The 13,142-nt window shown below is 70.3% G+C and carries 14 protein-coding genes and 1 pseudogene; 11 read left to right on the plus strand and 4 right to left on the minus strand.

Going from position 1 to position 13,142, the window contains the following annotated elements; genetic code table 11:
• Nucleotides 1–47: 47 nt before the first annotated feature.
• The 9 genes and pseudogenes from ACIQNU_RS11390 (at nt 48) to ACIQNU_RS11430 (ending at nt 7,238) form a co-directional block, all read left to right on the plus strand.
• Nucleotides 48–599, plus strand: coding sequence for a hypothetical protein (locus tag ACIQNU_RS11390; RefSeq protein ID WP_401364345.1), 552 nt, complete (start codon nt 48–50; stop codon nt 597–599).
• An 84-nt stretch (nt 600–683) separates the two neighbouring features.
• Nucleotides 684–1,238, plus strand: coding sequence for a hypothetical protein (locus tag ACIQNU_RS11395; RefSeq protein ID WP_401364347.1), 555 nt, complete (start codon nt 684–686; stop codon nt 1,236–1,238).
• A gap of 95 nt (nt 1,239–1,333) precedes the next feature.
• Nucleotides 1,334–1,963, plus strand: coding sequence for an RNA polymerase sigma factor (locus tag ACIQNU_RS11400; protein WP_401364349.1), 630 nt, complete (start codon nt 1,334–1,336; stop codon nt 1,961–1,963).
• Between the two features lie 21 nt (nt 1,964–1,984).
• Complete coding sequence (locus tag ACIQNU_RS11405) at nt 1,985–2,773, plus strand: hypothetical protein (protein WP_401364352.1); 789 nt, start codon at nt 1,985–1,987, stop codon at nt 2,771–2,773.
• Between the two features lie 117 nt (nt 2,774–2,890).
• Nucleotides 2,891–4,399, plus strand: coding sequence for an ATP-binding protein (locus tag ACIQNU_RS11410; protein ID WP_401364354.1), 1,509 nt, complete (start codon nt 2,891–2,893; stop codon nt 4,397–4,399).
• Nucleotides 4,400–4,505: 106 nt separating this feature from the next.
• Nucleotides 4,506–4,607: pseudogene (locus ACIQNU_RS11415) on the plus strand (HAD family hydrolase); the annotation flags it as partial.
• A gap of 145 nt (nt 4,608–4,752) precedes the next feature.
• Entirely contained in the window at nt 4,753–5,160 is a 408-nt protein-coding gene (locus tag ACIQNU_RS11420) for a Clp protease N-terminal domain-containing protein (protein WP_401364357.1), read from the plus strand.
• A gap of 294 nt (nt 5,161–5,454) precedes the next feature.
• Nucleotides 5,455–6,132, plus strand: a complete 678-nt coding sequence (locus tag ACIQNU_RS11425) for an RNA polymerase sigma factor (protein WP_401364360.1) — start codon at nt 5,455–5,457, stop codon at nt 6,130–6,132.
• On the plus strand, nt 6,132–7,238 hold the full coding sequence (locus ACIQNU_RS11430) for a hypothetical protein (RefSeq protein WP_401364363.1): 1,107 nt from the start codon (nt 6,132–6,134) through the stop codon (nt 7,236–7,238). The genes ACIQNU_RS11425 and ACIQNU_RS11430 overlap by 1 nt, the downstream gene beginning before the upstream one ends.
• Before the next feature lie 300 nt (nt 7,239–7,538).
• Here the strand turns inward: ACIQNU_RS11430 and ACIQNU_RS11435 are convergent, their stop codons facing one another.
• Nucleotides 7,539–8,471 carry a L,D-transpeptidase family protein gene (locus ACIQNU_RS11435; RefSeq protein ID WP_401364365.1) on the minus strand — a complete coding sequence of 311 codons (933 nt, stop codon included), beginning with the start codon at nt 8,469–8,471 and terminating at the stop codon, nt 7,539–7,541.
• Nucleotides 8,472–8,622: 151 nt separating this feature from the next.
• Here ACIQNU_RS11435 and ACIQNU_RS11440 point away from each other — a divergent pair, with 151 nt between their 5' ends.
• Nucleotides 8,623–10,203, plus strand: a complete 1,581-nt coding sequence (locus ACIQNU_RS11440) for a methylmalonyl-CoA mutase (protein ID WP_401364368.1) — start codon at nt 8,623–8,625, stop codon at nt 10,201–10,203.
• 25 nt (nt 10,204–10,228) lie between these two features.
• Here ACIQNU_RS11440 and ACIQNU_RS11445 read toward each other — a convergent pair whose 3' ends face one another.
• Nucleotides 10,229–10,684, minus strand: coding sequence for a MarR family winged helix-turn-helix transcriptional regulator (locus tag ACIQNU_RS11445; protein WP_401364371.1), 456 nt, complete (start codon nt 10,682–10,684; stop codon nt 10,229–10,231).
• 46 nt (nt 10,685–10,730) lie between these two features.
• Entirely contained in the window at nt 10,731–11,258 is a 528-nt protein-coding gene (locus tag ACIQNU_RS11450; RefSeq protein WP_401364374.1) for a hypothetical protein, read from the minus strand.
• Nucleotides 11,259–11,626: 368 nt separating this feature from the next.
• Between ACIQNU_RS11450 and ACIQNU_RS11455 the strand changes: the two genes are divergently transcribed.
• Nucleotides 11,627–12,040, plus strand: coding sequence for an NUDIX hydrolase (locus tag ACIQNU_RS11455; RefSeq protein WP_401364377.1), 414 nt, complete (start codon nt 11,627–11,629; stop codon nt 12,038–12,040).
• A gap of 51 nt (nt 12,041–12,091) precedes the next feature.
• Here ACIQNU_RS11455 and ACIQNU_RS11460 read toward each other — a convergent pair whose 3' ends face one another.
• Nucleotides 12,092–13,087 (minus strand): hypothetical protein, encoded by a 996-nt coding sequence (locus tag ACIQNU_RS11460; RefSeq protein WP_401364379.1) that lies wholly within the window; start codon nt 13,085–13,087, stop codon nt 12,092–12,094.
• Nucleotides 13,088–13,142: the final 55 nt, after the last annotated feature.

A 13,142-nucleotide genomic window follows, 5' to 3' on the forward strand; every position in this document is an offset into this window, starting at 1 on the left:
CCCGCGCCCCATAGAACGCCGAGCCCTGTCTACCGCGCGAGGCGATCATGAGCGGCGAATCGACCGGACCCGACGACGTCGTCCGGTTCTTCGGCATTACTCCCCGGCTCCACTTCGAGTTCGACTGGCACGCCGTCGAGAGATCGATCGGCCTGCGCCTTCCGCCCGCGTACAAATACCTGGCGGAGCACACGCCACGAGGCAGTTTCCAAGGGGTACTTCACCTCATCAGGCCCGGTGACCTCGACCACGACGAGACCGCGTACCTGGGGCACTACGCCTACCGGATCCAGGACATCCGCGCCGCCGGGACCTGCCCGTACCCACTGCACCCGGACGTCGGCGGACTGCTGCCCTGGGGCGAGGGCTACTTCGGGGAACTCTTCTTCTGGCGCACCGACGAAAGCGACCCGGAATCCTGGGACATCGTGTTCTGCGACGAGGAGTTCGACGACTGGCAGATCTGCGCGGGCCCGCTGCCGGCGTTCCTGGCGGCGCTCGGCCGAGGGGACATCCGATTCGACGGTCCGCCGGCCGCCGTCGGGTCGGCCCCCTTCTTCAGGGAGTTCGGAAACGACCCGTTCCGGCCCGACGTGTGATGATCCGGGACCCCGATCCGCTGGGCACGTAGGGGGGCCGGACGGGTTCCCGCCACGGCCGGGCGAACCAAGGGGTGGGGCGCGATGGAGCGCGAACGGGGTGTGCGGAGGGCACGGGCGCGGGTACGGGCGGGGGACATGAGACGGCTGGCCGCCGTCTTCGTGGAGCGGGCGGACGCGGCCAGGGGGGTGGGCGCGGGCGCGGGGCCGCCGCTGCCGCTGGACTACTCGGTGGCCAGCCTGCGCGTGGTCGACTTCCTGGTCGACGGGTTACGCAAGGGCGGCACCGAACGGCAGCGCGCCGACGACCAACACCCGGTGGACGGAGCGCTGTTCGGGCTCGGGGCCTACGTCGGTGAGGTGATGGTGCGGCGGGCCGGGGCGCGATGGACGGACTTCGACGCTTCCCAGCGCGCCTACTTCGGGCAGTCGGTGGGCGTACGGATGCCTGACGGGCGGGTGTGGAATCCGCTCGGGCGGGTCGTGAACCGGTTCACCGTCGGTCCCGAGGCGTCCCTTCAGAACTTCTATCTGACGCTGCACGGCCGCCGTTCGGACCAGGCGCAGGGGCGGGAGCCGGGTCGGGCGCCGGGTCGGGCGCCGGGGGATGGGCGCGGGCGCCACACCCGCACCCTGTGACACTTCTGTGGGCCGGGGCGCTGAGGAGCAAGGGGGCTGCAAGGCGCGGACCAGCGGTTCGTGTGTCGGGTGAAGTCGGCCGAAGAGGAAAAGGGTTGGGGCACGGAGGGGAAGGCCGGCGCCCGCATGCCCACGACGGGGAGTTGGGCGAGGCTGTCGCGCGGGCACAGCAGGGCGACGAGACCGCGTTCACGGTCGCGTACCGCATCGTGCACCCGGGGCTCCTCGGCTATGTGCGCGGCATCGTCGGCGAGGACGCCGAGGACGTGGCGTCGGACGCCTGGCTGGAGATAGCCCGCGACCTCGGCCGGTTCCACGGCGACGGCGCCGGGTTCCGCGGCTGGACCGCGACCATCGCCCGGCACCGCGCGCTCGACCATCTGCGCCGCCAGCGATCCCGGCCGCGCACCTCGGCGTTCGAGGCGGACCTGCACGATCTGCCGGGCCCGCTCAGCACACCCGAGCAGGCCATGGAGTCGCTGTCGACCGAGCGGGCCATACGGCTGGTACGGAGCTTGCCGCGCGACCAGGCCGAAGCCGTACTCCTGAGGGTCGTCGTCGGCCTCGACGGCCCCTCGGCGGCCCGCGTCCTCGGCAAGCGCCCCGGCGCCGTCCGCACCGCCGCGCACCGGGGCCTCAAACGACTGGCGCGACAGTTCACCGAGCGAGGCGAACAACCGGGTGTGACGGACGACGGCTCCGGGACGCAGGAGCAATCGGGATGAACCGGCGGAGGTGGACGGGACGTGAGTGACACGTCGGACGTGGACGGCGGCGAGGACGAACTCGCGTCGGCGCGAATCGCCGCACTGCTGACCGGCGCGCTGCGCCCGGACACGGTGGATCCGGCGGCCGAGGCCCGCGCCGTCGCCGCCTTCACGGCGGCCCGCGGGACCCACCCCGCGCGGACCCGCCGCCGCGACGACTGGCGCCCGCACAGACCGAGGCGCCCGGCGCGGCGCTCGGTGCGCGTGGGCGTCGGCGCGCTCCTGGCGGGCGTCGCGCTCGGCGGAGTGGCCGTCGCGTCGATCGGCGGGGGCGGTACGGGAGGCGGCGGCGGTACGAGCCAGGACGAACGGCACCTGCCCGACCAGCGCCCCGCACACAGCGCCCCGGAACAACTCGTACCGGAACAGCCCCCGCCGCCCAGCACGGCACCCCCCACCCCGGAGAGCCCCACCACGGGGGACACTCACGGCCCCGCCGGGCGTCCCGACACGGCGAAAAGCACCGAGGCACACTGCCGCTCGTACCTGAAGCACCTGGCGAAGGGCAAGGACAAGGGCCCCGCCCTGCAGTCCACGGCCTGGCAGCGCCTGATCCGTGCGGCGGGCGGCGAGGACCACCTCACCGCGTACTGCGAGGAAATCCTCGCCGAGACGCCCCCTCCGCCGAAGCCGACCGAAGACACACCGCCGACCGAGACGCCGTCAAAGGGCGAGGGCGAGGCGAACGGCCAGGGGAACGGCAAGAGCAACGGAAAGGGCAAGGGCATGGGCAAGGGCATGGGCAAGGGGCCCAAGAAGGACGGCTGAACCGGGAGCCGGGTGAATCGCGAGGGCGGCCGGGGTAGCCGGACCATTTCCAGTACGACTCTTTCTGTCGAAGTACGCTTAGACACATCTCGTCTCAGTCGATGTGTGGGAGGGCGAGTGAAGAAGAGTCTGCCGACCAAGCCGGACGATGTGGTCGATCGGGACCGTGAGTGGAATCTGCTCGCCGAGTTCCTCATTGATCCGGACCCGGCGATGCGGCTCGGCATCGTGTCCGGGCGGCGTCGACACGGGAAGTCGTACCTTCTGCAGGCTCTGTCCGAGCAGGTCGGTGGCCTGTACGTGACAGCCGTCCGGGAGGAGGGGCGGCTGCCGGCGATCCAGCGATTCAGTGACGCGGTCGCCACCCACGCCGGTCTCCGGCCGGGGAGCCTGCGTCTGACCGACTGGCGTGACGTCCTGTCCAATGCCCTCGATGTGACCGCCCGTTCGGCATATCCGTTGCTGGTGATCGATGAGTTGCCGTATCTGCTCCAGCACTCGCCGGAGATCCCCGGGCTGCTGCAACAGCTCTACGACGAACGCCAGCGCGGCACCCCACCCGGTGCCGGGCCGGGCCCGCGCCTGATCCTGTGCGGCTCCGCGATGAGCGTCATGCACGAACTGCTCTCGGGGACCAAGCCGCTTCGGGGACGCGCGGTGGTCGATCTGCGGCTGGGCGCCTTCGGCTACCGGGACAGCCGCACCTTCTGGCAGATCGCCGACCCGCTGATCGCCCTGAAGGTGCACGCGGTCCTCGGCGGGGCCCCCGGTTACCGGCCGGTGGCCGGCCGTCCGCATCCGGACGACGGCTTCGACGCCTGGCTTACCCGGACGCTGCTGGACCCGGGGCGTGCGGTGTACTCGCGCACCGAGACCGAGTACCTGCTGCGCGAGGACCCGAGGATCACGCAGCACACCTTGTACTACGACATCCTCACCGCGATCGCGCGGGGAGCCTCCACCCCCAGCAAGATCGGTGCCGCGCTGGAGCGCCCGCGCAATGCCGTCGCCCACCCCCTCGGAGTGCTGGAATCCACCGGCTACATCCGGCGCGAACAGGACATCCTCCGCTCCAGACATCCCGTCATCACCCTCGCCGACCCTGTGATCCGCTTCAATCAGCTCATCACCCTTCCGCAGGCCGCGGCCGTCGAGCAGGGTTTCGCCGAGCAGGTGTGGCAGCAGGCCGCTCCCACCTTCAACTCCAAGATCCTCGGGCCGCACTTCGAGGACCTGGCCCGCGACTTCACCCGTCGTTACGCCCACACCCTGCTGCCCGGTGGTCTGCCGGGCCCGGTCGGCACCACCGAGGTCGCCGACCAGGCAGCCCGTACGAAGCACGAGGTCGACGTCATCGCGCTGGCCGCCGGCGAGCGTCCGCAGGCTCCCCGCGCGAGGGTCGCACTGCTGGGCGAGGCCAAGGCGACCGCGGCTCGCCGGGGTACCGGGGACCTGGCGCGCCTGGAACATATCCGTGGCCTGCTCACGGATCAGGGGTACGAGACCTCTGCGACCACTCTGGCCCTGTACTCACTGCACGGCTTCTACCCGGACCTGATCGACCTGGCGGCCCACCGCGACGACCTCCTTCTGGTCGACCTGCCCACCCTTTACGGCAGGCTCTAGTCGGGCGGGTGCTGAGGCTTGCGGTGTCTGCCGGTGCCGGTGCGGAGGGGGGGCGGGCGTCGTGGTCACGTCGATCAGGAAGGAGCCGTCGGCGGTGCCGGGCTGGGTCAGTGACATCCCGCATATCGGCCGGCGCCACCTCGAAGCCGCGTCCAACGAGAAGGTCACCGCGGATCAGGTGTCAGCGGCGCACCCGGCGGTGAAGGCCAGGCGGCCCCCGGCGTCACCGTCCCCATCGCAGTCGACGCCCAGGCCCGGACCGAGCATGCAAGCAGAGGAACCCTGTCGGCAGTCCTCAGCCACTCTTCACAGACTGATGGACGACGAACTCGGCGTGACCGAATACTGATCGCATGCCCGAATTGATGTCGGAGGACGCGGTTCGTGACCTCGCACGGGCCCCTGCCGAAGCGCGGTCTCTCCACCGCGACGAAGTCTTCCCCGTGCACGTGCTCCTCTGCATCGCTCACCATGACAGCGATGCGAGCCGCCTGCTGAAGGCCGCGGGAGTCGAGTACCCGGCCCTGCGCGCGGCACTGGCAGCCGGTCAACCGGCGGGCAGGCCGACCAACAAGCGGGAGCTGCCGTGGTCCAGCTCGATGGAGCGCATCCTCCATCTCTCCCAGAGCTGCACCAGGAAGCGCTTCACCTCGACCCACTTGCTGGCCCTGATCCTGGACAACGACAAGGACAGCGCCCGGCTGCTGCGCGAGTGCGGTCTGAACGTCCCGGAGTTCCGAGCCACGCTGAAGGATGGCTGAATTACGAGGGTGGCCGAGGTGGCGCGGGGGCCGCCGGAGGCGTGTGGCGGGGTTCGTGGCAACGACCGGGGCCGCCACCCCCCACAGGAGAGGCCCCGGCCGCCGCACGACACGGGCCGCGCGGCGGCCCGTACCTAGTACTGCGTCAGGCGCGCGTTTTGTGTCACACCCCACTCCGCCGGGTGCTGGTTGCCGGTTGTACAAACATGGACGCGGACCTAATTCAGGCCGTAGCGTGCCATTCGCGCCGGACTGTGAAGCCGCGGCGCCGGTAGAGGCGCGAAGAGGGGCGTAGTGCTGGGGGACGACGCGGAGCTGACCGCCGCGGTGCTTGCGGCACAGAACGGGGACGACACCGGGTTCCGTACTGTGTACCGCGCTGTGCACCCGCGGCTGCTCGGGTACGTGCGGACGCTGGTCGGCGACCCGGACGCCGAGGACGTGACCTCCGAGGCATGGCTCCAGATAGCGCGGGACCTGGACCGGTTCAGCGGCGACGCCGACCGTTTCCGCGGGTGGGCCGCCCGGATAGCCCGTAACCGCGCGCTCGACCACATACGGATGCGGGGCCGGCGCCCCGCGATAGGCGCCGACGAGACCGAACTCACCGGCAAACCCGCCACCTCGGACACGGCGGGCGAGGCGATCGAGGCGCTCGCGACCAGCGACACCCTCTCGCTCATCGCCCAGCTTCCGCAGGACCAGGCCGAGGCGGTCGTGCTGCGCGTCGTCGTCGGGCTCGACGCCAAGAGCGCCGCCCAGACCCTCGGCAAACGCCCCGGAGCGGTCCGTACCGCCGCGCACCGCGGGCTGAAACGGCTCGCCGAACTCCTCGGCGACGAACCGGACGAAGACGATCCGGACGGTACGGGGATTCTCGGGGGCGTCCCTCCGCAGCGAGAACCGCGCGGACGCGCGGGAGCGTCAGCCGGTGTGACGCATTCGCGAACGCGGACGCAGAAGGACATGTGATGCCCGACGAGCGATACGAGTGGCTGGACCGCGACGCGGCGGAACGGCTGCTGCGCGGTGAGCCCCTGAAAGCCGTCGATGATCACGCTCGCGACCGTGCGGAACGCCTTGCGCAAACGCTCGACGCGCTCGCCGCGGTGGCCTCCGGCGCCCAACGCCCCGTACCCGCCATGCCCTCCGTACCTGCCGTCCCCGGTGAACTTCCCGGTGAGGCGACCGCCCTCGCCGCCTTCCGCGCCGCCCGGCACGGTCGCCCCGGCATGATCGTGGACAACGGTGTCATAAGGGACGCGGCCGGGGCCGCGTCCGGTGCCGCGTCCGGTACGGCGGGCCCCGGTGACGGGGACGACCCCGTGCTGCTCGGGCGACCCGCGCCCGTGCGGTGGGCCCGTCCCGTACGGTTCGGGCTCGTCGCCGCGCTGGCCGGGTGCATGCTCGGCGGGGTCGCCGTCGCGGCCGGTACCGGGGTGCTGCCCTCGCCGTTCGGCGGCCGGCACGACCCCGCGCCCGCCGCCTCCGTCTCCGGGCCGCCCGCCACGCCCGAGCAGCCGCTGAGTTCCCTGGTGCCGAGCCCGTCCACCTCCGCCGATGCCGACGCCGACTCCGAGGTGACACCGGAGCGTCCGCCGACGCCCTCCGGGCCGCCCAGCGCGCCCGCCGGTGAGCCCGTGAATCCGGGCGGTGTGTCCGACGGTGACGCATCGCGGTCCGGAGCGTCGTGGTGGGCGCGGACCGTCGACGCCTGCCGGGACTACCAGGCCGGCACCCTGGACGCGGCGGGGCAGCGGAAGTTGGAGCGGGTGGCCAAGGGCGCGGACCGGGTGGACCGGTTCTGCGGCAAAGTCCTTGATCACAAGAGTGGCAACGGGACCGGCAACGGGACCAAGGGCGCGGGCGGCGGCCGGGACGGGGAGTACCGGGGCGGCGACGGCGACGGCGGGGGTGACGAGGACGGGGACGGCGGAGTCGATGACCAGGGGTCGGGCAACGGGGACGGCGAGACGTCCTGGGGGGAGCCGGGCGAGGGGATGGTGCCGTCGTTCGCGCCCACGACCGAGCCCGCACCCGAGAGTTCTCCCGAGGCGTCCCCCTCAACCGACACCTGAACTCAACGACCGACGCCTGAAGAGGGCGGCCGGACGGCGCTTACCAGCCACCCGACCAGGGAACCCGACCGCGTCGCCTACCCCAGCTACCGCCCCCACCAGCCATTTCCTCACCCGGATGGGGTTCTTTTCGGTCAGGTGTGACGTTTTTTGAAGGCGCGGCGCAGTAAGAAGTGAGCCGACTGGTCATCGGCCGTGCGCGAGCCGGGGTTCCCCCCGTACCTTCGGCTCAGCGCCACAGGCGCGGGCGGGACACGTTCCCCCGGTCCCGCCCGCGCCACATAAATCAACCCGTCAGCGTCACCAGTAGATGACGACCTTGTCGCCCGTCCTCACCTGGCCGAACAGGGACGCGATCTTCTCCTTGTCCTTCACGTTCACGCAGCCGTGCGACGCGCCGGTGTAGCCACGGGCCGCGAAGTCCGACGAGAAGTGGACGGCCTGGCCGCCGCTGAAGAACATCGCGTACGGCATGGGCGTGTGGTACAGCGTCGACACGTGGTCGCGGGACTTCCAGTACACGGTGAACGTGCCCTCGCGGGTCGGCGTGTACTGCGAGCCGAAGCGGACGTCCATCGTGGAGATCGCCGCGCCGTCGACCATCCACGTCAGGGTGCGGCTGTTCTTGCTGATGCACAGGACCCGGCCCTTGAGGCAGCTCGGGTCCGGCTCGGCGGCGGGCTGGCCCCCGTTCGCGTACAGCTCGTCGCGGGTCGGCTTCTCCGTCATCTCCGCGAGGCGTTCCAGGGTGACCGTGTCCACGGAGCCGGTCTCGGGGAGGCCGCGCTTGCCCTGGAAGCCCTTGACGGCCTTCACCGTCGAGGTGTCGTACCGCCCGGTCGGGCCGTCGAAGAGCCAGGCCACCGCGCGCAGCCGCGCCTGGAGGTCCCGTACGCGCGCGCCGCTGTCGCCCATGCGGAGCAGCACCTTGGCGGGCGCCGATGCCGACGGGTTCGCCGTCGTACCGGCCGGCTTCGCCCCCGGCTTCTTGCCGCCGGGGCTCTTGTCCGGCTTGGGGTCCGTCGTCCCCTTGCCGGATCCCGTACCGCTGTCGGAAGGGGTCGCCTGTGCCTGGCGCCCCTTGCCGTCCGTGCCGACGGCCTGAGCCGTGCAGCCACTCACCACGGCCGTGACCGCCGCCACCGCGACACCCACGCGCCACCCGCGCACTCCACGCGCGCCGTACCCCGCGCGCGCCGTCGTCCCGGATCTGTCTATGACACCCGTCCTCATCGCTGCCCCCGTCCGTCCGTCCGCCGTGTGCCAGTGGAGATGTTTCCCGGGCGCACGCGGTTGCGAACTACGGCGGAATGTTCCTGCGCGACGCATGCTGTCAGCAAGAGGGAGCTTCTTCGCGGGAGCGACACGAGCGGAGGTGGACGCCATGGCGCGCGAGTCGGAGTCCGGACAGCCCGTCGAGCCGGTGTACGGGCCGGACGCGCTGGCCGGCTGGGACCCGGCCGAGCGCCTGGGCGAGCCGGGCGCGTACCCCTTCACGCGCGGGGTGTACCCCACGATGTACACCGGACGGCCCTGGACGATGCGGCAGTACGCCGGGTTCGGTACGGCCGCCGAGTCCAACGCCCGCTACCGGCAGCTCATCGCGCACGGCACCACCGGCCTGTCCGTCGCCTTCGACCTGCCCACCCAGATGGGCCACGACAGCGATGCGCCGATCGCGTCGGGCGAGGTCGGCAAGGTGGGCGTGGCGATCGACTCGGTGGACGACATGCGGGTGCTGTTCGACTCCATCCCGCTCGACCAGGTGTCGACGTCGATGACGATCAACGCGCCCGCCGCGCTTCTGCTCCTCCTCTACCAACTGGTCGCCGAGGAGCAGGGCGTCCCCGCCGACCGGCTCACGGGCACCATCCAGAACGACGTCCTGAAGGAGTACATCGCGCGCGGGACGTACATTTTCCCGCCCAAGCCGTCGCTGCGGCTGACCGCCGACATCTTCCGGTACTGCCAGGCCGAGATCCCGCGCTGGAACACCATTTCGATCTCCGGGTACCACATGGCGGAGGCGGGGGCGACGCCCGTCCAGGAGATCGCGTTCACGCTCGCGGACGGCATCGCCTACGTGCGGACTGCGGTCGCGGCCGGGATGGACGTGGACGAGTTCGCGCCCCGTCTGTCGTTCTTCTTCGTGGCGCGGACGACGCTGCTCGAAGAGGTCGCCAAGTTCCGGGCGGCGCGGCGGATCTGGGCGCGGGTGATGCGGGACGAGTTCGGCGCGAAGAATCCCAAGTCACAGATGCTGCGCTTCCACACCCAGACGGCGGGCGTCCAGCTCACTGCGCAGCAGCCCGAGGTGAACCTCGTCCGGGTGGCCGTCCAGGGCCTCGGCGCCGTCCTCGGCGGCACCCAGTCTCTCCACACCAACTCCTTCGACGAGGCCATCGCGCTCCCCACGGACAAGGCGGCCCGGCTCGCCCTGCGCACGCAACAAGTCCTCGCGTACGAGACGGATGTCACGGCGACCGTGGACCCGTTCGCCGGGTCGTACGTCATCGAGAGCATGACGGACGGTGTGGAGGAGGCGGCGCTCGCGCTGATGGCACGGGTCGAGGACCTGGGCGGCGCGGTCGCCGCGATCGAACAGGGCTTCCAGAAGGCTGAGATCGAGCGCAGCGCGTACCGGATCGCCCAGGAGACCGACGCCGGCGAACGGGTCGTCATCGGCGTCAACCGCTACACGCTGGACGAGGAGGAGCCGTACGAGCCTCTCCGGGTCGACCCGGCGATCGAGTCCCAGCAGGTGGAACGCCTGGCGAAACTCCGCGCGGAACGGGACCGGTCGGCCGTGGACTCGGCCCTGAAGGACCTGCGCCGAGCGGCGGCGGGCACGGAGAACGTCCTGTACCCGATGCGGACCGCTCTGCGGGCGCGGGCGACGGTGGGGGAGGTGTGCGACGCGCTCCGCGAGGTGTGGGGGGCGTACGTACCGAGCGATGTGTTCTGAGGGGCTGCCTCGGGTGTGAGGGGGTTCAGTGGTGCCAGGCCGAGCCGTTCACGTTGTGGATCATGCGTTGCAGGGTTTTGAGGGTGCGGACGTACTCCTCGTCGGGGATGTCCGCGTGGATGGTCGCGCGTACGGCTGTCTGGCGTTCGGCGGCGCGGGCCTGGAGTTCGGCGCCTTCCGGGGTGAGGGTGAGCAGACCGTTCTCCTCGGTGACCAGGTCGCGGTCGAGCAGGGTGTCGATCTCGTCGAGCATCGTGAGGGTGCCGACCTTCAGATAGCCCTGGAGGAAGTCGGCCAGTTCGGCGCGGTCCCGGCCGCCCGGTGAGCCGGCCAACTGACTCAGCACCCACCACTGCGGCTGCGAAAGCCCGACCTCGGCGAGGCGCGCGCGGATGTAGGTGACCACCGCGTCCTGTGCGGCCCAGGCCCAGTAGCCGATGGGCTGTCGTACGAGTCCGGCGTCGTCGTGTGAGTAGTCCATACGGCGAACGTAGAACCTGGACCGAACTTGAGGTCAAGCGCTGCCGTCAGCGTCCCGAGCGACGGTTCTTGGATTTGGTGGCGGAGTCTGTACGCGACGAGTTCGCGGCGTTGTGCCGAGAACCGCTCGATTGGCCCGACCGGCGGTCGGACCGTCGCTCCGAGTGACGTTCCGAGTGACGCTCCGAGTGACGCTCCGAGCGGCGGTCCGAGCGATCGGCGGGCGGCGTCTGCGCGTAAGGGGCGACAGGCGCCTGACCCGCTTGCCGCTGCGATGGGGTGGGGTCGTGTACCAGGTAGGCGAACGGATCGGCTGGGGGCTGGAGGTACGTGAACGGATCGGTTTCGCGTGCCTGGAACGCGAACGGATTGGGTGTCCCCGTGTAGGCGGGCGCCTGGGCGTTGCTGCGCGTGATCTCCGCGTGCAGCAAGCGCGACTCGGGGTTCAGGAACGTGAACGCATGGGGTGCCCCTGTGTACGCGGGCGGCTGGGCGGCGCCGGACGTCATGGCCGGGCCGGTACGACCGCGCGTGGCCTGCGCGTCCAGCTCCCGCGAATCAGGGTGCAGGAACACGCTGACGTGCCTGGGCTGGGTCGCTGTTGATTCCTCGTAACTCGGAGGGGGTTCGTCCCCCGACTGGCTCGCGTTCGGCGAATATCGACCGGTCATGATCTCGCTGCCCCCTTGCCTGGTGGAACACTGCTGTCCTGGGGACAACGGGGGTGACTGGTCGACGGTTCATCGCCTGTCGGGGTTGTGGCGGCGGGCCCAGGCAACGGCGTGGGGGGTGGCGACGAGGGGCAGTTCGCGGAGGGGCGGTGGGACCTGGTTCATGCGGGTGGTTCCGCGGGCTTGGTGGGCCCACAGTGATGTCCTGTGCCCCGCTTCATCCCCGTCGATACGATCTTCCCGCCCATCCTGACCGTCCCGGAGGAGCAGACGTGACGCAGCGGAACGCGGACGAGCGCCCGGACGTCGCCGCCGCCGTCGTCGTGAACGAGGGGCGTGTGCTGATGGTGCGCCGCCGGGTCAGCGAGGGCCGGCTCTCCTGGCAGTTCCCGGCCGGAGAGGTCGAGCCGGGCGAAGAGCGTGAGGACGCCGCGGTGCGCGAGACCCGGGAGGAGACCGGGCTGACCGTGGCGGCTGTGAAGCCGCTCGGCGAGCGCGTCCACCCGAAGACGGGTCGGCTGATGTCGTACACGGCCTGCGAGGTAGTGGACGGTACCGCCCACGTCGCGGACACCGAGGAACTGGCCGAACTCGCCTGGGTTGCCCATGCTGAGATCCCGCAGTACGTGCCGTACGGACTGTTCGAGGCGGTGCGGGAATACCTCGACGCGACGTTGCCTTCTTGAGCGGCCTCGGGCCACAGCCGTGTGTGCGAGCAGCTCGGCGGCCCGTGGGGATCAGATTTCGTACGGGTCTTCCTCTATGACGGATTCGATGTGGTCCAGCGCGTCCTTCAGGTTGCTCGGGGCGGCCGACAGGCGCTTTCCCCGACTGGCCACCTTTTTGAGGATGTCGAGGGTTACGACAGATGACATCTCGCCGACCACGAGCATCAGCTTCCCCGCCTCACGCTCAGCCGCTTGCCATGACTTCACTTGAACGAGGCTGTCGAGCAAGCGAACGGCTGCCACGTTCTTGTATCCGACGTGAGAGCCATCCTGGTGCTGCATCGCCTTTTCGAGTACGGGGATTGCCTGGCGCCATTCCGCGGCTTCGTGAAGGGTCCGTCCCTGTTGCCTGTCCATCTCCCGGTCGGACACCCACCACGCCCAAGAGGGCTCGTCGCCGGGCGCGCTTTCCTGGAGCAGCGATCGGGCACGTTCGAAGGAACGAGCAGCTTCCGAGGTATCGCCGGACGCCGAAAGCCCCTGCGCCTCTCTTGCCCTGAACATGGCTTCGACTCGTGGGCTGAGTTTTCCCTGGTCGAGCACGGACCGTGCGATTGCCAGGGCTTCGCGCGAACGCCCGACCCAATCGGCGAGCATCCCCATGTTCTGGAGGGTGATCAGTTCAGTCGATCGATCCCCGGCAAGCCGAGCGAGAAAGAGGGCTTCCTGATTGAACCTCCGGGACGCACTGAACTCCCCTTCATTGAACAGCGCCCATCCCGTGATCTCAGCCAACTCGGCTGCCGCTGACTGGATGTCATGCTCGTAGCGAGGCTCGTAGTCGCCCGCGCCCAATCGGCTATGAACAGTCTTGAATGAACGCGCGGCTAACTCCGCAATAGGAAGGCCGTGCATCTCGTTGTCGAGTGCGACCAGCCGTTGGGACATCTGCCGAATGGCGAGCGCGTAGTCGTCTCTTCGGCGGCCGTTCAGCGCGGGCAGTGGCAAGGGCAAGCCGGCGAGAGCATGCGGCGTTTCGGTGTTGGCCCCGATGACGCTGGTCATACCGTCATTGTGGCCGACAAGGGGCCAACAGTCGGCCACCACCGTTCAGCCACCG

The organism is Streptomyces sp. NPDC091292 (assembly GCF_044757265.1).
Classification (GTDB): Bacteria; Actinomycetota; Actinomycetes; order Streptomycetales; family Streptomycetaceae; genus Streptomyces.

Coding starts and splice junctions, on each gene's coding strand:
- ACIQNU_RS11390 (WP_401364345.1), top strand. CDS start 48: ATGAGCGGCGAATCGACCGGACCCGACGACGTCGTCCGGTTCTTCGGC.
- ACIQNU_RS11395 (WP_401364347.1), top strand. CDS start 684: ATGGAGCGCGAACGGGGTGTGCGGAGGGCACGGGCGCGGGTACGGGCG.
- ACIQNU_RS11420 (WP_401364357.1), top strand. CDS start 4,753: ATGCCCGAATTGATGTCGGAGGACGCGGTTCGTGACCTCGCACGGGCC.
- ACIQNU_RS11430 (WP_401364363.1), top strand. CDS start 6,132: ATGCCCGACGAGCGATACGAGTGGCTGGACCGCGACGCGGCGGAACGG.
- ACIQNU_RS11435 (WP_401364365.1), bottom strand. CDS start 8,471: ATGAGGACGGGTGTCATAGACAGATCCGGGACGACGGCGCGCGCGGGG.
- ACIQNU_RS11440 (WP_401364368.1), top strand. CDS start 8,623: ATGGCGCGCGAGTCGGAGTCCGGACAGCCCGTCGAGCCGGTGTACGGG.
- ACIQNU_RS11445 (WP_401364371.1), bottom strand. CDS start 10,684: ATGGACTACTCACACGACGACGCCGGACTCGTACGACAGCCCATCGGC.
- ACIQNU_RS11460 (WP_401364379.1), bottom strand. CDS start 13,087: ATGACCAGCGTCATCGGGGCCAACACCGAAACGCCGCATGCTCTCGCC.